This is a genomic window from Mycolicibacterium chlorophenolicum, from assembly GCF_001044235.1.
Taxonomy (GTDB): domain Bacteria; phylum Actinomycetota; class Actinomycetes; order Mycobacteriales; family Mycobacteriaceae; genus Mycobacterium; species Mycobacterium chlorophenolicum.
In genome coordinates, this window is sequence record NZ_JYNL01000019.1 from 1 (window position 1) to 16,685 (window position 16,685).

Below are 16,685 nucleotides of genomic sequence, written 5' to 3' on the forward strand. Positions count from 1 at the left end.
CCTCAATCCGTGGATCGACCCTGTTGAGGTCCGGTCAGACTGATTTTGCTGTGCTGCGGTGGGTGGGCAGCGTGAATCCGCTGGTCTGTCCAGCTTTTCCTGTGGTCTCCGGTAGTGCCTGTTCGGCGAGTGGTCAGACGGTTGCGGTGGCTGGTGGGCTGTAGCCGATGGTGTTGCGCCACAACGTGAGCCAGTGATCTGCCCAAGGCCAATGTGCTGGTAGGTGCAGGATCGGTCGGCGTTGTGTCCGGGCCAGCCGGGCCGGGACGGTGACGATCTTGCGGCGCAATGTCGCGCCGCGGGCTACCGCGTGGGCGCCTCCGGCCAGCACGCCGGCGGCGCGCAGCAGGTTGTGCGCGATCGCGGCGCACAACACCCACGCCGAGTTCGCCCCGAACCGCCCAGACGGCATATGGGCCAGGGGGCCGTCGATCAGGTCGGCGAACACGGTTTCGATGATCGCGTGTTGGCGGTGGGTGATGTCGGCCTTGGCGGTGGGAAGGTCGGTGTTGGTGAAGAACGGGTGATATCGCCAGACGGGGAACAGGGCGTCGCGGAATCTGGCGTCTTTGACCCGGCGCACCACTAGGCGGGCGGGGAACCGGTCTTTGGTCGACGCGAAGGCGGTGTAGCTGATTTCGGCGACCTCGGCATCAGAGATCCAGTCCCCGGTGTCGGGATCACGCACCGCACCGGGATATTTCACTGGTGTCCAGGCGGACTCGTCGATCGCGGTGATGGCCCGATCAACGGCCGAGTTTCGAGTCATGACCACCGAGAAGCGGGCGCCGTGGCTTCGGCAGGCACCCACGACGGCGCGGGTGCCGTAGGCCGAATCACCACGCACCAGAATCTGCCCGGTCACGCCGGCAGCGCGGGCGGTCGCGATGGCTTGGGTGATCATCCGGCCCGCGCCTTTCCCGGAGCCGGTCTTGCCGGCACGCAGTCGCATCCCGGCGATCACCGGTGCCGACCCGGGGGTGCTGATCGTGGTGGCCAACGGCGAGAGCCCTTTGCGCAGGACCTGCTTGCCGGCGATCTTGGTGTGACCGTAGGAGGCACCTTGCTTGGCGTGACCGAAAACCGGACGCAGCAACGAGTCAATGTCGATGAACGCTTGGGTGTCCGCGCCGGGCAGCAGGTCCACCCGTTCACACAGCGCGGCCAGATGATGACGCAGGACTGACTCCAGTTGGCGGGCATGTCCGAAAGTGAACTCCCGCAACAATGTTCCAATCGTCGACGGTGCGTACACGCCGCCGAAGAGGCTCTTCATCCCACCAGAGCGCACCACATCGAGGTCATCGATGCTGTCAGCGCCAGCGCACATCCCGGCGATCACCGTGGTCAGCTTCGGTGCCGGATTGGCCGAGCCAGATCTGACCTTGGGTGCCGGGATGGAAATCTTGTCAGCCAACAGTTTCGGCAGCCCGGTCTGGGTGGCCAGTGTCATCACCGGCACCAGCCCCGCGCACGACACGAGATGCTCATCATCAAAGACCGCCGACCCAGCGGCGAACCTATGGGACACTTTCACCGGAAGTGCCTTTCTGAACTGGCCTGATTGATGCGTAGAGAACACCAATCCTCCCAGCTCAAGGGGCACTTTCCTCATTCCGACACCCCACGACCAACCAATTTATCGGTGGATCGAGGNGCCTTTCTGAACTGGCCTGATTGATGCGTAGAGAACACCAATCCTCCCAGCTCAAGGGGCACTTTCCTCATTCCGACACCCCACGACCAACCAATTTATCGGTGGATCGAGGCTTAGTAGCCATGGTCGATCCTCTCGGGTGGGTGATTAGTCGAGGGAGACGGATTTTCACGTCACGGTGATGCGGCCGCTGGGGACTGAGCGAACTCCTCGACGATGGCGCTGCAGAATGCGGGCAGGTCGGCGGGTGATCGACTGGAAATGAGATTCCCGTCGATGACGACCTCCTCGTCGACGACGGTGGCACCCGCGTTGCGCAGATCCGTACGCAGGCTTGGATAAGACGTCAGGGTACGGCCTTCGGCCACACCTGCCTCTACCAAAGTCCACGGTCCGTGGCAGATCGCCGCGACCGGCTTTCCCGACTCCACAAAGGCTCGAACGAAGGACACAGCGGTTTCGTCGATGCGAAGCTTGTCGGGGTTGACCGTACCGCCGGGCAGCAACAATGCGTCATAGTCGTTGACCGATGCGTCGCCGACCAATCGGTCCACAGTAAACGTACCCGCCGAGTCGAGGTCGTTGTTACGCGCCTGGATCTCACCCTCCTTCAGTGACAACAGTTCAGTGTTCGCGCCGGCGTCCTGGAGCGCCTCGCGCGGGTCGTCCAACTCGACGCGTTCGACTCCGTCGGCAGCCAGGATCGCAACCCGCTTACCCTGCAATGTGTTCGCCATGGGAGCTCCTTCCTTCGAGACATGTACGCAGGCTCCTCACCGGAGTGTCCTATGTACGAACAACCTGCTATCCCAAGGCTCGGCGTTTGAGCCGCCGATCTCCTGGCCCTGCCAGGGCGAAAGTGCGGACCGGCATTCACCCCGGCGCATCATGAGGCTGCTCAGCGGATCAGGCGACCTCCATGCGCTCGAGGCGGCCGCGGAGGTGACATCGGACATGCGCCTGAAATATGGTGCGCGGGTGTGCTACCCGGTGCGAGCCGCTGGCCGCACTGCCATGGTTCCCGAGGATGTTCTCTACACCGCACTCGTCCTGGCGGGTCGAATTCGGTGCCGAAGATTCGCCTCGTAGGTGCCTGCACCGAGTCCCCGCGGCATTTCAGACTGCGAGAAGAGAACGCGACTAGAACGACACCGACAAGCGAGGAGATGAGCAGTGGAAGCAGTTGTGTACAACGGACCGCGGGAGATAGGCCCCGTGGGTTTGATGGCTGCGAACTCGGCAATGATCCAGGGCGCCAGCAAGGTGATGATCGTCGACCGGCATCCCGACCGCCTACGCCTTAGTGAAGAAGTCGGCGTCATCCCGATCGACGACTCGAAGGGTGACCCGGTCGAGCAGGTGATGGAGCACACCGGGGGCGGGGTGCCGACAAGGGTTGCGAATGCGTCGGATATCAAGCCCATGACCCTCAGGGACACGAAGATTCGGCGATGACACTGAACCGGCTGGTCGATTCGGTGCGATTCACCGGGCACATCGGAGTGGTGGGCATCTTCTTGCCCCAGGATTCGAACACGCCCGACAAACTGGAGCAGGAGGGGAAGATCGCCTTCGACATGGGCAAGTTCTGGTTCAAGGGTCAAAAGGTCGGCACCGGGCAGGCAAACGTCAAGCACTACAACCGCCAGCTCCGTGACTTGATCCATGAGGGTAGGACCAAGCCTTCATGGATTGTCTCCCATCAACTGTCACTCGACGAGGCTCCGTCCGGCTATCAACACTTCGATGCCCGCGATGACGGATGGACCAAAGTCGTCCTCCACCCATAGAGCGATCAGTGATCCGGCACGCAACGCGACACGTAGCAGCATCTGCTCAGTGGCAGTATTGTGGTGGCTGACCGCGCCGCGTGCCGGATCCGTGACCTGTGCCCTTTCACTCGCGGAGGGTGAAATGCAGGAAAAAAACACTGCCCCAATACGTTTCAATTCAACCCATATAGGCGTACGTCGCGCGCTCGTGGACACGAGCGTCATCAGCATTCAGGGCCAGTTATGCCGGCCTACAACCACCTCGGTCTGGCGAACCGTCGAGGCGGAATTGCGACGAGCACCCGACTCGGTCGCGCTCGATTTGTCGGATGTTACCGACATCGACGCCGCCGGTCTCAGCGTCTTGGTGTCCACCGCCATCCGCGCGGGGGAATCGGACATCTCGTTCTGCTTGGTCGGGGCGTGCGAAGGTGCCGTAGGAGCTGCCCTCGCACAGGCGAATTTGACCGACCTTTTTGAGATCGTCCCGGCAGCAACCGCTCCCTGACAAGCCGCAATCAACAACGCCCGGCAATCACATCTCGTCCAGCCGCGGGAACAGGACTTCGCGCACGATGAGCTGAATGGCGGCCGCCACCGGTATGGCGACCAGCGCTCCGACGATGCCGAGCAGTCCCCCGCCGATGAGCACCGCCACTACCGTTGTGATCGCCGGGATTTCGACTGCGCGCCCGATGATCTTGGGTACCAGCAGATAGTCTTCGATCACTCGCAGCACGACGTAGAACGCCGCCGTGGCGATCGAAAGTGGAAGAGACACGGTCAGCGCCACCGCCGCGACGATCAAACCCGCGACGGTCGAGCCGAACGGTACGAGGTCCAGAAGCGCCACGAGGATTGCCAGCAGCACAGGATACGGAATGCCGAACGCGACGACCCAGGCGAAGGTCGCGAGCCCGGTGATCGCCGAGATCACCACATTGCCGAGAAGGTAGGCACCGACCTTCGCGCACACTTGGTCACCGATCAATATCGTGCGCGGACGACGGGAATTGGGTGCGAAGCGGTAAAGGGTCGCGCGGATACGCGGTATCGATATCAGGAAGTACACGGTCAGCACGGCGAGGACAAACAGATCAGCGATCCCGCCGACGACCGTGCTGCCGGCTTTGACGACCTCACCGACAGCCGAACCTCCGAGGTCGTGAACCGCGCCTGTGACCCGTTGCTGAAGGCCGAACCGATCGTTGAGCCTGCCGATCCAGGAGGAATGGTCCTGAATCGATTGCATGTAGCGGGGTGCGAGGTCGACAAATTGGCGCACCTGCTCGGCAAGGGGCGGAATGCACGCGGCGATCGAACCAACGACCAGAGCGAACAAGGCGGTCAGCACGACCGTGACCGCCGCCCACCGCGGCATCCGCCGGTTGACCAACCATGACACCGCAGGTTCCAGGCCGAGCGCGATGAAGAACGCGGCACCAACCAGCAGCAGCATCGAGGAAACAGAACCCAGCGCTCGAACAGCCCCGTAGGTGACCGCGACCCCGGCCGCACCTGCAAGCCCGATGAAGAATGGCGACCGCCAGTTGGCCCGAGGGCCCGGCGGACCGAGTGGCTCGTCGCGGGAGCGCAGCTGTGCGGCACGTATCTCGGCTCCCGCGATCGGACCCTCAGCGTCGGTGTGGGGCTGACCCACCAGGCGATGGTGGGCCGAGTTGTTGTCCTGTGTCAGCATTTCGTTTTGGGTCATCGTGGCTCCACGGCGTTCAGGCGGCCGAAGGCCGGCTAGGCTCGGATTGACAGATGCCTGCGTAGGGGCGGCGTCAGTGCGGCAGCGACCACACTGGTCAACGCCGTCGCCGAGGGCTTCGGCGACCAGCGCAACGCGGCCATCGCCCAACCGAGTGGCTTGTCCAGCGACGGGTCTGAGCCGTCATGGTCGGGGACCGTCTGCTGTTGACTTGTCGGTTCGGCGAAGATGTCGAGCATGGCAGGCAGGAACGCCCGCATGTCCTGCGGTCCGCGACTCGTGACGAGGTTGCGATCCCGCACCACCTCGCGGTCAAGCCACGTGGCGCCGGCGTTGACCAGATCGTCGCGGATGCCGGGCCAGGAGGTCAGGGTGCGCCCCTTGAGCAATCCTGCTGACGCAAGCACCCAGGGACCGTGGCACAGCGTGACGATCGGTTTACCGCTGTGGTCGAAGGCGCGAACGAAATCCCGTGCGGCTGCCGACTGCCTCAAGAGATCAGGATTGATGAAGCCGCCGGGAAGCAGCAATCCGTCGTAGGCGTCGGGGTCGGCCTCGGTCACCAATTTGTCCACGCCCACCCGGCTGGCGGGCATGTGCAGATTGACCCCCCGAATCCGGCCTCTGCGCAGAGACACGATGTCGACGTTTGCGCCGGCCAACTGCAACGCACGCAGCGGAACCACCAGTTCCACCTTCTCGAAGCCGTCAGCTGCCAGCGCCGCGATATTCCGCCCTGAAAGGCGTCGTGTGTTTGACATCATTCTCCTGTCAATGTCATGGCGCTCCAAGCGCCACTTGCACTTTCGAGTGTCGGCTCGCTGCTCAACCAACCCTGCGACTCACTTACTCGGTTATCGATGCCACCTCAGCGCGCCTGCCCTGCCACCCCGGGACCGATGCGGGGTCGGTGCCGAAGTTCCCAGGCCAACCGAACCCACCCGATGCCGGTGAGCAAGCCGAGCGCCGCGATCGCGGGCATGTGCAGCAGAGCCGGCACGGTTGCTGCGGCTGCAAGCCCGGTCGCGGTGCGGTCGATGGGGACCTGTCGGTGATCGCGCCACCGGTAGGCGACATCTCCTAAATAGAACAACGCCATACCTCCGGCGAGGGAGATGGCCGGCAGCAACGGCAGCGCACTGCCGGGGTGCGCGACGGCGGCGTGGGCGCCGACGGCGAACAGCATGATCCCGGCGACCAACAACAGATGCAGATAGCTGTAGGCGTCGCGCGCCAGATTGGCGCGCTCGGTACCGGTGGCCTGTTCCAGCCGTTGCTCTGCTCCGCCGGTCAGACCGAAGTAGGTCCACCAGAATGTCGCCATGATCGCGACGCCCAGAACGAGGGCGGCGATCACCGCTACCCGATGCAGATTCGTTGCTCCGGAACCCAGTTCGACGACCGCTTCACCAAGAGCGATGATGATGATCGAACCGTGACGCGATACGAAATATGATGGTGAGACGCGGAAACCGCCCAAGCCGAGCACGGCCGGCGCGCCGTAGTCGATCACCGCGGCGGCTATCCACAGCAGTTCGCGTCCCGGACTGGCAACGAAGGCAGCCGCCACGATGCACGCGGGCGCCGCGACGAAGGCAGGCGCTATCCGCCTGATGCTGCGGCGCAAATCGGCGTCCTCATCCGAGGAGTAGGCGACGAACTTCGCGACATGGATCAAGCGCACCGCCAGCAGGGCGATCCCGAACACCAACGCCGCCGACGTGAACGCTGCGGGCAGCGCGGCAGCGGCGACAAGCATGGCCGCCATCGCAGCGATGACCACCGCCTCGTGACTGACGTTGGCGGTGTCGAACGTGTTGATCAGCCACGTATAACCGACCCAGGCCCACCACACGGCGAGCAGCGCGAGCGCCGCCCGCCCGAGTCCCCTCGGCGAGGCGTCATGCAGCACGAGCTGCGTCACCTGCGACATAGCAAAGGCGAACACGAGGTCGAAGAAGAGTTCGAGGTTGCCCTCGGACGTCGATCCACCCCGCTGGCTGGTGTTCTGCCCGGTCACGCCACTACTCCGGCTTGCGTGAAGTGCACTCGGGCCGGCCCGACTTCCCCGGAGGTAGATCCTTCACCGCTTACTTCCTTCCCCCGGGGCGACATCACGCAAGGTCTCGAGGCGAGACGAACCTATGTCCTGACAGCAACAGGCAAGCGTCGGAGCATGTTTCGTCCTCGCGAGACCCCAGGTACCCGTACTTGGCATGGCTAGTCAGCGCGATTGGGACAGTGCTCTGTGGTGACGAAATTGCCGCCACCTTTTCACCATGCTGTGGTGAAAGCGGGGAATAGCGAAGTTAGCCACGATGCGTAGCACCGTCATAGATACCTACGACCAACGTCTTTCTCGACCTATTTCCACGAGTCATGCCACACGGACGCCCGCCTTTCCGTGTTTGCCGACGGTGGGCTCCATGCCGTCGTTGCTGGCAGTTTTGCCGGCGGCGACGCGGGTAGACGGACGTCGCTTTCCGCTTTCACGTACACAAAAGGAGCTCTCATGAAAGCAATGACCTATCGCGGACCTTACAAAGTTCGGGTCGAGGAAAAGGACCGCCCTAGGATCGAGCATCCCAACGACGCGATTGTGCGGGTACAGCTCGCGGCGATTTGCGGATCTGACCTTCACCTGTACCACGGTCTGATGCCGGACACCCGGGTAGGCCACACATTCGGACACGAATTCATCGGCGTCGTCGACGAGGTCGGCCCGTCGGTACAGTCCATCAAAGTCGGCGACCGGGTCATGGTGCCGTTCAACATCTACTGCGGATCATGCTACTTCTGCGCCAGGGGACTGTATTCCAACTGTCACAACGTGAACCCGAACGCGACTGCAGTCGGCGGGATCTACGGCTACTCACATACGTGTGGCGGCTATGACGGTGGGCAAGCCGAGTTCGTCCGGGTCCCGTTCGCGGATGTCGGGCCGTCGGTGATTCCCGAGTGGATGGCCGACGAGGACGCCTTGTTGTGCACGGATGCGCTATCGACGGGATACTTCGGGGCCCAACTCGGCGACATCGTCGAAGGCGACACGGTGGTGGTGTTCGGCGCCGGGCCGGTAGGCCTCTTCGCGGCGAAGTCGTCGTGGTTGATGGGGGCCGGACGAGTAATAGTCATCGACCATCTGGACTATCGGCTCGCGAAGGCCCGTGACTTCGCCCACGCCGAGACGTACAACTTCGGCGAGTACGGCGACATCGTGCTGGAGATGAAGAAGACGACCGACTTCCTCGGCGCCGATGTGGCCATCGACGCAGTGGGCGCCGAAGCTGACGGGAATCTGTTCCAGCACGTCACCACGGCAAAGTTCAAGTTGCAGGGCGGCTCTCCGGTTGCGCTGAACTGGGCCATCGACTCAGTCCGCAAGGGTGGCACCATCTCCGTGGTCGGCGCGTACGGGCCGATGTTCAGCGCCGTCAAGTTCGGAGACGCGATGAACAAGGGTCTGACCATCCACACCAACCAGGCGCCGGTGAAGCGGCAGTGGCCCCGCTTGTTCTCACACATACAGAACGGCTACTTGAAGCCCAGTGAGATTGTGACTCACCGGATTCCGCTCGAGCACATCGCCGAGGGCTACCACACGTTCTCATCCAAGCTCGACCAGATCATCAAACCGATCATCTCTGTCAACGCCAACTGACAAGTCCAACAGGAGAACCCCATGACGCGAACCACCGAACACGTGCCGGCGTACACAGCCGATCATCCCCCAGTACCCGACAAAGACAGCCTGCAGGCGCGAATCCCCGGCTGGGGCGCCGACCTCAACAAAGAGGACCGGCCCTCGGTCCCCAAGCTGAAGTTCCTCGACACCGGCGCCTGGTGGGACTTCCCGGAGCGCCAACCGGAAGACCGGCCGCGGGAACGATCGGTCGAGCACAGGTTCCTCACACCGGCATTCGGGACGGCTCAGCCGCTGAGTGGTGTCTCCGGCGTGATGCGCCGCTTCGCCTACAAGTTCAGCGAGGGCCGCGCGCTGCATTGGCTCATTCTGCTCTACGCCGACCGCGTTGATGCCGCCGAGCACCACATCCGTTCGCTGGCGACTCTGCGACCGGACAACCCGATCACTGAAACCGGGATCAAGGCGGAATGGACCCGTAACGGGATGAAGTCCCGGGTCGGCAGAAAACGGGTCGACACCCACCACATGTGGCTGGATCCCCTGATCGTCGGGGGCCCATGGTTTCTCGCAGCTGCGGTGGTCATTCGCCTGCTGAGAAAACGGCGAGCAGACTGATGGCCGTTGGCCGCCAGCGCACGGTGCTCCTGGGAAGCTAGCTGTCTGGTGTCGCAGAAACGTGACGCGTCGGCTCACCGGTGCCCGAGCGCTGTGCGGCCGTCGGTGCGTTAGGCGTGAAACGTGTTCTGCGGTAGGGATCCCGTCCCGCGAGGCTGAACCGACATTGAACAGGTTGCACTGCTGGGCCCAGGTTACAACGGTCGGCAGCGGGCAGCATGGCGGCCATGGATCAGAACCAGACAGTCGAAATGCCGGCCCCCCGCGGTGCCACCGACGACAAGACTGGCGTTGTCGTCGGCTCGGGCCCGGTCGATGTAGAAGCTTATATCGACTTCCAATGTCCGTATTGCAAGCAGTTTGAACTTGCTTCCCGCAACACCATCGACAAGTTGCTGGAGCGGCAAATGATTCGGTTCATCCGTCATCCGATGAACTTCCTCGACGCCGTGTCAACGAATCACTATTCGACCCGTGCAGCTGCAGCGGCGGCGTCTGCGTCGGACACGGGTCGTTTCCACGAGTACGCCTACGCCTTGTTCGAAAATCAGCCCCCCGAGGGGGGTTTGGGACTGACCGACGACCAGCTCATCAGTCTTGGACAGCATACGGGCGTAACGGATTCCACGTTCGTCACCGATATCCGAACGGGCAGATATCTCCCCTGGCCCGCGTTTGTCACGGCGCGCGCGACGGCGCGCGGCGTCGGTGGCACGCCCAGCGTTTTCGTTCACGGCGTACCAGTTCCCGCCCGTGCGGACCTGATCGTGGCCGCGGTCGGGCGGGTGATCGGCTGACCGCAGCCGCCAGGCACCGCTCCGCGCGCACGTCGGCCGCAAAATTACTGCGGCCGACCGTGGCGCAAGAATTCCTGCGGTCGAGCGCTATTCGTCGTTTGCCTCGTTGTCACGGTCGAACCGTTGTTGCTGACGCGCTCCGTAAGCCGCCTGCTTGACCGCCTGGTCGTCCTCGAGCCCAGACCCGAGGGCACCGCCCAACGTGGCGACTGCGGCTACCAGCCACGCCAACCTCAGATAATCTGCCGGACCGACCGAATGGCCCAGACTCTGCGCCAGCATCTGTGGAGGCAAGGTCCACCATGCCGTCAGCACAAGCAACACGAACGTTGTGGCGTGCAGAAAGACGACCCCAATTGTGAGCGTCGCGGCGGTGGAAGCGTTGTACATGGCTGCCCGTTCTCGCTCAACCGGTGAGCTCGGCCGTTCCCACAATTTGTGGTTGACGATCAGCCAACCCACCATCGCCGCGGTCGCCAAAACTGTTGTAACGCCGAGTCGCCACGGGCCCATCGTCGATGAGAGTTGCCAGATTGTCGGGTAGGCCAGACTGACGGCTCCAGTGGCGAAAGTCGCCATCATGACGCGCGACATGCCCGCTGCCAACTTCCACGGCCGGTTCGCATAAACCATGCCCGCGAGCAAGCGCAGCCGTGCAAACCTGGACGGCGCGGCGTATCGCACCGTCTCCTCCTCCTCGGTTCGGGTTAGCCCGCCTCGAGTCGGAGCTCGACCATCGGGTTTCCCGTTCACCTCGTAGACGATGAACTCGACCATCGTTCGCACTCGCCGACTGATGAACAGTCCACCGACGCTCGGCACGGAAATCACGCCGAAGCGATGCGGGACACTGATGTCGGCGACCACCGGCCGGGTGCCGTCCCGACGGGGCAGATCGGTCACGTATACGACGACATCTTGCTGTTGGCTTGCTGGGTCGAGGCGCTCGAGCACCTCGGCCAGTGATGCTTGTTCCGTGACGAGGTAGGAGCCCGTCTTCACCGAAACCGTCCACTCCGGAGACGATGAGTAATCAGGCAGCAACCCGGGTAACTCCTGCGCCAATTCGTCTGCGAGGGCCGCCGGAGCGCCGGGCTCCGCGATGAGGACAAGTGAGGTAGACACCAGAACGCCGCCTACCCATTGCACGTCACCTCAAACTGCATGCTCTGGCGGGCGACGTCGTTACCTAGACGACTGTCTGGTTGACCTGCTCGGGAGGTTTACCGCTGACTACCAGGCCGCCGGCGGCTGGGCGGTGCGCTGTCGGCAGCGGGATGGAGATGGTGAGTTCGGTCCCCGGAGATGTCGACCGGACATCGAACTGTCCTCCGGAGGCGAGTACCTTGGTTCGGATAGATGCCATTCCGATGTGGCCTTCTCGCGCCTTGCGCGCGATCATCTCCTCCGAGATTCCGACGCCGTCGTCGGCGACCCGCAAGGAAGCAAGACCGTTGTCAGATTCCAGCTCGATCCAAATATGCTGTGCCCGTGCATGCTTGATGACATTTGTCAGTGCTTCACGCGCGGCGCTGTAGAGCACGTAATCCGCCTCGGTGCGTGAGTCATCAGGCCATGTGCGGGCATCGAACTCCATTGCGAGCTTGGTACGAGAAGTGAGGCTCTCGGTGAGCGCGGAGATCGCCGATTTCAATCCGAGCCGTGTCAGCACGTCCGGGTGAAGTTCGCGGACCACATCGCGCAGCAGCCCCGAGCATTCGACGAGCGCCGATTCCATCCGGTCCGCGGCAACCGTCGAACCCTCCCGGACCTCTTCCATATCTTGTCGCGCGACCAGGACGTACTGCAGGGCGCCGTCGTGCAAACGTTCCGAAATCGTTTGGCGCTCGCGCTTTTCGAGTCCGAGCAACTCCTCCAGCAACTGGTTTCGTTGGCGGGCCAGTTCGACCACCGTGTCGACTACGGACCGCTGGATGAACGACAGTGCGACTGAGCCGCCGGCCAGCCCGGCCAGCACGGCACAACTCAGGAGAATCGAGGCCCACGGCTCCTCATTGGCCGATCTGGTTATCCAACACGTGGCCAGAAATGCCGACACCGTCGGAACTGCCACGGCCGCGCTGATGACCGGATCCAGCTGCGCCGCCGCGATCAGCGGGATCAGAAAGAATCCCATGCGCACCACGTCTGACGTCCACTCCTGCGGTGAGGTGACGCCAGACAGCACCGACAGGGCAGACACCACCAGGACATCGGCGGCCGATACCAGCAGTGTCACAGCGGTTCTAGCGGGTAAGGCCGCGCGCGCCGGAGTCCGCACCCACACGCTCCAACACCCGATCACAACCACGTAGACCATCAGGACAGCCACGCAGATCCATCGGTCGCGGACCGGCGGCTCCAATAACAGCGTCACGACGATGAAGGCGGTCAGCAGCGCGCGCAACGCCAACTGCAGCAAGGTCCCGCGCAGCAAAGTCAGCTGGGAGTCCGGCGCGACTTGTTGCACTCGCGAGTCGGCCGCATGCTGGCGAAATCGGGGTATGGGCGGCTCCTATCCCGTCACGATGGCGAAAGCATAACGCCAGATGGAAGCAAGAAGATACGGCGTCGTGGTCGATGCCGCGTCCGCCCTACGACGTGCCGCCCGCAGGTCAGATCATGGCGACGACGAAGGCGACGATCGCGAGGATCACCAGCACCAAACCGGTGAGGACGAGAAACCCCCCCAACGACGCCGTGCGCTTATCCTGCTCCGCGTCGGAGTTCGCCGCTCCCTTGACCGAGGTCCTCATCGTCGCGAAGAGATCTGAGCGGTTGATCCGCGACAGGCCCCGCCGGGTGGCCGTCACGTCCTGCCCGGGCCGGTCGGGAACCGTTCCCCGCGCATTACCGAAGAACAGCAACCCGGCCAGCACGGCCACCACGGCCAAGACCAGTAACACCACACCGAGCACCACCATCGCAGCCCTCCGTCCGATCGGCTCCTTCGCACCGCTTACCCGCAACCGACGCCGCGAACACTTCCACCGGGCGGGCGCTGTCGATTCAGGGTCGGGTGCGGGACCGGAAGGAGACCGCACCCGTTTGAGGGCGGCCAAGAGAAAGCGCCGCCGTCATCAGCTGCGAAACAAAAAAGTCAGGGCCGGTTGAAAACCAGCCCTGACCAGCGTGGCAGGTAGTGGATTCGAACCACTGTAGGCGTAAGCCGACGGATTTACAGTCCGCGCTTCTCGGCGTTTGTTCCGACAAGCCATGTTGGTAGCATGAGAAACATGCAGCTCATAGCGTTGGCTGCGTTGTTGAGGTAAACCTGTCGCTAGCTCTACTGCGGACGACCTGCGGACGATACTCGGATGGTGCCAAGATCCGCGCAGGGTGACGGTCAGGCTTTGCACCCACGTGCAGCCCCGCCCATGTGGCGGAGGGATTTGAACCCTATCCTGCGCTACTGCTACGCGAAGAATTACCACCCTGAACTGCAGCAATACGTGATGGGAGATCACCGGTAATTACAGCGTTTCACACTTAAGTGTGGGCAAATTGTGGGCAGTGGATTAGGGCAGTGGCCATCGGTTGACGGCTGAAGAAGGCCGCTGGCCGGATTTCTGTACGGAGCTTGCCCAAGCGTGACCTCACACCAGCAGGTGCTAGGAACGCCGCTCGCGCCACTCGATAGAGCGATTCCTTCTGGAACCGTGGCCCTCCAGGCCCTCCAGCCCTCGCTAACGCTGTCGCGCTCGTTCGATGAACACGGATCTAGGTGAACGTCAATGGCCGCGAATCCGGCCTTGAATGAAGACGAGTGCGTTCTTCAGCGGGGCCTCGATGGCTCTCCTTGCACACCGCATAGCATCGCTGCCGAACGGACCGTTGCTCGAATCATCAGTCCCAGTCGAATGCGCTCAGTCAGCGAAGCGCGCAACGGCTTCAACTCTCTCATCGCAGACGCCGAGGAAGAATTGACCACCCACGTCGTCAAAGGCTCAACGGTCGTCGCCTATATCGTCCCCCGACCACCCCGGTCCTCCATGATCCCCAGCTGCGCCTCGCGCTCGTCCTGGCGCTCAGCGAGCAGGAAGCCCTCGCCGTCAGCAAGCAGGAATGGCGGGACGACATGGTTTCGCAGGCAGGCGATCCATGGGACGCCTCTGGTCGTGGGCCTGGAAGCAAACCTGGACCTGTCTATCCGGACATTCGCCCAATTCCACTCGGTCCTGCAGGAGGCGCTTGGCCAGCAAATCGGATAAAGACCCTGTGGCGCGGAGTGAGCGCGGCGCTCACCGTGGGAATGGACAGCGGTGAAATCGCAGCAACATTCCGCTATCTGGACCGCAACTACGAGCAGTACGAAGTCAGCCCCGGCGACGACAGCAAGGGCCGGAGGTAGCGACAAATCGGCGGGCCCTCGCAGGCGCGCCGAAACGTCAAGCGAGGAAACGCCTCTTGTGCAAGATGATCACGAGGGCGTCGATTTGGGTGCCGATGTGGTCGGTGGCTGATACCAAACAGGCACGGGCGTGACTCCTTCTTCGCAGACATCCAGGTCGTGAAGCGGAACCTACGCCCGTGCTCCCTATTTACACGGGCTTCCGGACACGACCTGGGGTGGGGTACGTCCTGACCAACGCTTATGGATGTAGGCGGTCTGCCTCGTGCTCGGATACCGCCATGTTGCGTATCGACGGTTGCTTCCAAATAACTCCGTACGGTGCCGCAGTCGCGGTTGGCTGGCGGAACCAGTCTAGGCCTGGCGATCGTACGAGCAATCATCCATAGCCACAATGGCAGGATCGGCCTGTCGGCCTCGGCGCGTGGAACGGCGTTCGCCGTGACGCTTCCTGCCGCCGCCCACGCCATCACTGCTCACTAACGGCGTAGCCGAAGACGACGATGGTTTGGCCGACATATCGCGCGATGGCAGCCTCGAGATAAGGCACGCCGGCCCCGGTGGCCGCCTGAGAACCGAGATGAGCAACCCCTCCACGGCGCTTCTCACAGGTGCTGCAACATGATCCAGTCGCGAATCGCGGGGATGCCGTAGGCGATGTGCCAAGTGGACATGTGCTCACTGCCCGACCCGCCGGCGGGCGTGCCCGGCGGGATGGCAGTGCCCTTCTCGAAGGCGACGTAATTGATAGACGAGTCGTTCGCCGTGATCGCGGCGTAGGCGTCCGCGAACTGCTGCTGTGTGGATTGGCCATTCCACACGGCGCGAGACACCGTGGCCCCGCGTTGCTGGGCCAATGCAGTGATCGCATTCTCGCCGGGATAGGCCTTGTCGTCGCCCTCGGACACGGTGATCCAGAGTCGCTTGCGAGACAGCGGGGCGGTCTGATCAGTTGGCCACTGCCCTGCCACAACGTACGAGGCGGCGAATAGATCTGGATGGGCGAGATTGAGGCCGATCGTCATCATGGCGCCCATCGATTGACCCGTCGCATAGATCCGATTCGTGTCGATCGGGTACTGGTTCACCACAGCGCGCACCAGATTCGCGGTGGCGTCGAACGCCGGTGTCGGCCGATACGTGTCGTCGATCACCACGGTGCCGTATTGCGGTGCCAGGACGAAACATTCGTGCCGGCTTTGATTTTCGGGGCTGGCCCACGACACCGCGCCCAATCCCTGCACGAGCGGGCCGGTAGGAGGGGCGCCGACCACGCTGGCGTCATGCATAAACAACACCAGGGGATACCGCTTGGCCTGATCGAAGTGGGCAGGCGCGAACAGGTTGTAGTCCAGCGCGGCGCCTGTGGCTGGATCCTCGTACCGCAATTGCTGGAAGTCGTCAACGATCGCGTTGATGACGTCGGTGGTTTCGGTCGGCCCGGTCGGTACGGCGACCGATCCATCGGCTGCGGACAACGGAACAGTCTGGGTGATCGTGGCTTGAGCGGGCCTAATCGTCGGCGCTGGACCTGCTTCGCCCGCGGCGGGCGGACCGCCACTTGGGCTACCGGCGCCAGGGGCAGCCGGTTGCGCGCTGCTGGGCCCGCCACCTTGCGGGGAGGCCCACAGCGCGGCTGCCGGGTCGGCAGCGGAAAGTTCGACGATGACCCACGGGCCGTCGTGCCCGTTCCTTGCGGAGGCCGGACTGGTGTTGGCGTAGACCCGAGTAACATTCCTGCCCGCGACAGTGAACGCCGAGGACGGCAGCGTCGTGGTGTTGATGTCGCGGTCGTAGCGCACCGCTACCGCCGTCAGTTTCATCCCATCGCCGAACACTTCGGTGAGCGCGGTGGCGTTCTGGACGACCGCAGGGCCTGCGGCGCGGGTTGCGGCACAAGCGCTACCGGCCACCAGTGCCACACCGGCCCCAGCGCATCCCCGCAGGAACGTTCGTCGGATCATTAGCGCCCTTCCTTTCGGTCCAGCTGTGCTCACGCTGGGTTGGTGGGTGACGTGTCCGTCGGCATGGCCCACCCGTCGGGGGTGTGCTCGCCTCGGTTACGGCGAACGGAGCGGGTCTTAACTGTCGACCGTGAAGACCGGTGTTCGGATGTCGAGGGTTAACGCCCCA

17 protein-coding genes and 1 tRNA gene are annotated in these 16,685 nt (G+C 63.2%); 8 read left to right on the forward strand and 10 right to left on the reverse strand.

Features of this window, described 5'->3' with window-relative positions:
- Positions 1-133: 133 nt before the first annotated feature.
- On the reverse strand, positions 134-1,537 hold the full coding sequence (locus tag MCHLDSM_RS07725) for an IS1380 family transposase (RefSeq protein ID WP_048469561.1): 1,404 nt from the start codon (positions 1,535-1,537) through the stop codon (positions 134-136).
- Positions 1,538-1,830: 293 nt separating this feature from the next.
- Positions 1,831-2,394: a type 1 glutamine amidotransferase domain-containing protein gene (locus MCHLDSM_RS07730; RefSeq protein ID WP_048469562.1), complete on the reverse strand. Its 564-nt coding sequence runs from the start codon at positions 2,392-2,394 to the stop codon at positions 1,831-1,833.
- 487 nt (positions 2,395-2,881) lie between these two features.
- Between MCHLDSM_RS07730 and MCHLDSM_RS39145 the strand changes: the two genes are divergently transcribed.
- From MCHLDSM_RS39145 to MCHLDSM_RS07740, 3 genes are read left to right on the forward strand one after another with little or no spacing between them, the layout of a single operon-like run.
- The gene (locus MCHLDSM_RS39145; protein WP_234713920.1) at positions 2,882-3,112 is read left to right on the forward strand and encodes a hypothetical protein; all 231 of its coding nucleotides are present in this window, start codon (positions 2,882-2,884) and stop codon (positions 3,110-3,112) included.
- Positions 3,109-3,447: an MDR/zinc-dependent alcohol dehydrogenase-like family protein gene (locus tag MCHLDSM_RS39150; protein ID WP_234713921.1), complete on the forward strand. Its 339-nt coding sequence runs from the start codon at positions 3,109-3,111 to the stop codon at positions 3,445-3,447. The genes MCHLDSM_RS39145 and MCHLDSM_RS39150 overlap by 4 nt, the downstream gene beginning before the upstream one ends.
- Before the next feature lie 49 nt (positions 3,448-3,496).
- Complete coding sequence (locus MCHLDSM_RS07740) at positions 3,497-3,937, forward strand: STAS domain-containing protein (RefSeq protein WP_234713922.1); 441 nt, start codon at positions 3,497-3,499, stop codon at positions 3,935-3,937.
- 27 nt (positions 3,938-3,964) lie between these two features.
- Here MCHLDSM_RS07740 and MCHLDSM_RS07745 read toward each other — a convergent pair whose 3' ends face one another.
- From MCHLDSM_RS07745 to MCHLDSM_RS07755, 3 genes are read right to left on the reverse strand one after another with little or no spacing between them, the layout of a single operon-like run.
- Positions 3,965-5,143 carry an AI-2E family transporter gene (locus tag MCHLDSM_RS07745; RefSeq protein ID WP_234713923.1) on the reverse strand — a complete coding sequence of 393 codons (1,179 nt, stop codon included), beginning with the start codon at positions 5,141-5,143 and terminating at the stop codon, positions 3,965-3,967.
- Positions 5,144-5,178: 35 nt separating this feature from the next.
- Complete coding sequence (locus MCHLDSM_RS07750; protein WP_407661949.1) at positions 5,179-5,976, reverse strand: type 1 glutamine amidotransferase domain-containing protein; 798 nt, start codon at positions 5,974-5,976, stop codon at positions 5,179-5,181.
- 35 nt (positions 5,977-6,011) lie between these two features.
- Positions 6,012-7,163 carry a low temperature requirement protein A gene (locus MCHLDSM_RS07755; protein ID WP_048469565.1) on the reverse strand — a complete coding sequence of 384 codons (1,152 nt, stop codon included), beginning with the start codon at positions 7,161-7,163 and terminating at the stop codon, positions 6,012-6,014.
- Positions 7,164-7,655: 492 nt separating this feature from the next.
- On the opposite strand from MCHLDSM_RS07755, the gene MCHLDSM_RS07760 reads away from it, so the two are divergent.
- From MCHLDSM_RS07760 to MCHLDSM_RS07770, 3 genes are all read left to right on the forward strand, one after another.
- Positions 7,656-8,804, forward strand: coding sequence for a zinc-dependent alcohol dehydrogenase (locus MCHLDSM_RS07760; protein ID WP_048469566.1), 1,149 nt, complete (start codon positions 7,656-7,658; stop codon positions 8,802-8,804).
- Positions 8,805-8,825: 21 nt separating this feature from the next.
- Complete coding sequence (locus tag MCHLDSM_RS07765) at positions 8,826-9,404, forward strand: hypothetical protein (RefSeq protein ID WP_048469567.1); 579 nt, start codon at positions 8,826-8,828, stop codon at positions 9,402-9,404.
- A 227-nt stretch (positions 9,405-9,631) separates the two neighbouring features.
- Positions 9,632-10,201, forward strand: a complete 570-nt coding sequence (locus MCHLDSM_RS07770; RefSeq protein ID WP_048469606.1) for a DsbA family protein — start codon at positions 9,632-9,634, stop codon at positions 10,199-10,201.
- Positions 10,202-10,288: 87 nt separating this feature from the next.
- On the opposite strand, the gene MCHLDSM_RS07775 is transcribed toward MCHLDSM_RS07770, so the two are convergent.
- The 4 genes from MCHLDSM_RS07775 to MCHLDSM_RS38075 all read right to left on the reverse strand — a co-directional run bounded on the left by MCHLDSM_RS07775 (position 10,289) and on the right by MCHLDSM_RS38075 (position 13,419).
- A complete protein-coding gene (locus MCHLDSM_RS07775; RefSeq protein WP_322788668.1) occupies positions 10,289-11,203 on the reverse strand; it encodes a hypothetical protein in 915 nt (304 codons plus the stop codon).
- A gap of 187 nt (positions 11,204-11,390) precedes the next feature.
- On the reverse strand, positions 11,391-12,671 hold the full coding sequence (locus MCHLDSM_RS07780) for a sensor histidine kinase (RefSeq protein WP_048469569.1): 1,281 nt from the start codon (positions 12,669-12,671) through the stop codon (positions 11,391-11,393).
- 145 nt (positions 12,672-12,816) lie between these two features.
- On the reverse strand, positions 12,817-13,125 hold the full coding sequence (locus tag MCHLDSM_RS07785; RefSeq protein WP_048469570.1) for a hypothetical protein: 309 nt from the start codon (positions 13,123-13,125) through the stop codon (positions 12,817-12,819).
- Between the two features lie 209 nt (positions 13,126-13,334).
- Positions 13,335-13,419 (reverse strand) — tRNA-Tyr (locus tag MCHLDSM_RS38075).
- Positions 13,420-14,429: 1,010 nt separating this feature from the next.
- Between MCHLDSM_RS38075 and MCHLDSM_RS40080 the strand changes: the two genes are divergently transcribed.
- Entirely contained in the window at positions 14,430-14,552 is a 123-nt protein-coding gene (locus MCHLDSM_RS40080) for a hypothetical protein (protein WP_268781453.1), read from the forward strand.
- Positions 14,553-14,873: 321 nt separating this feature from the next.
- Entirely contained in the window at positions 14,874-15,035 is a 162-nt protein-coding gene (locus MCHLDSM_RS40330; RefSeq protein WP_109788768.1) for an ATP-binding protein, read from the forward strand.
- A 122-nt stretch (positions 15,036-15,157) separates the two neighbouring features.
- Here MCHLDSM_RS40330 and MCHLDSM_RS07795 read toward each other — a convergent pair whose 3' ends face one another.
- Positions 15,158-16,474, reverse strand: a complete 1,317-nt coding sequence (locus MCHLDSM_RS07795; RefSeq protein ID WP_234713924.1) for a prolyl oligopeptidase family serine peptidase — start codon at positions 16,472-16,474, stop codon at positions 15,158-15,160.
- Positions 16,475-16,685: the final 211 nt, after the last annotated feature.

Bases quoted from the DNA above. Each gene is read 5' to 3' on its own strand.
- MCHLDSM_RS07730 (WP_048469562.1), bottom strand. From the start codon at position 2,394: ATGGCGAACACATTGCAGGGTAAGCGGGTTGCGATCCTGGCTGCCGAC.
- MCHLDSM_RS39145 (WP_234713920.1), top strand. From the start codon at position 2,882: ATGGCTGCGAACTCGGCAATGATCCAGGGCGCCAGCAAGGTGATGATC.
- MCHLDSM_RS39150 (WP_234713921.1), top strand. From the start codon at position 3,109: ATGACACTGAACCGGCTGGTCGATTCGGTGCGATTCACCGGGCACATC.
- MCHLDSM_RS07745 (WP_234713923.1), bottom strand. From the start codon at position 5,143: ATGACCCAAAACGAAATGCTGACACAGGACAACAACTCGGCCCACCAT.
- MCHLDSM_RS07760 (WP_048469566.1), top strand. From the start codon at position 7,656: ATGAAAGCAATGACCTATCGCGGACCTTACAAAGTTCGGGTCGAGGAA.
- MCHLDSM_RS07765 (WP_048469567.1), top strand. From the start codon at position 8,826: ATGACGCGAACCACCGAACACGTGCCGGCGTACACAGCCGATCATCCC.
- MCHLDSM_RS07770 (WP_048469606.1), top strand. From the start codon at position 9,632: ATGGATCAGAACCAGACAGTCGAAATGCCGGCCCCCCGCGGTGCCACC.
- MCHLDSM_RS07785 (WP_048469570.1), bottom strand. From the start codon at position 13,125: ATGGTGGTGCTCGGTGTGGTGTTACTGGTCTTGGCCGTGGTGGCCGTG.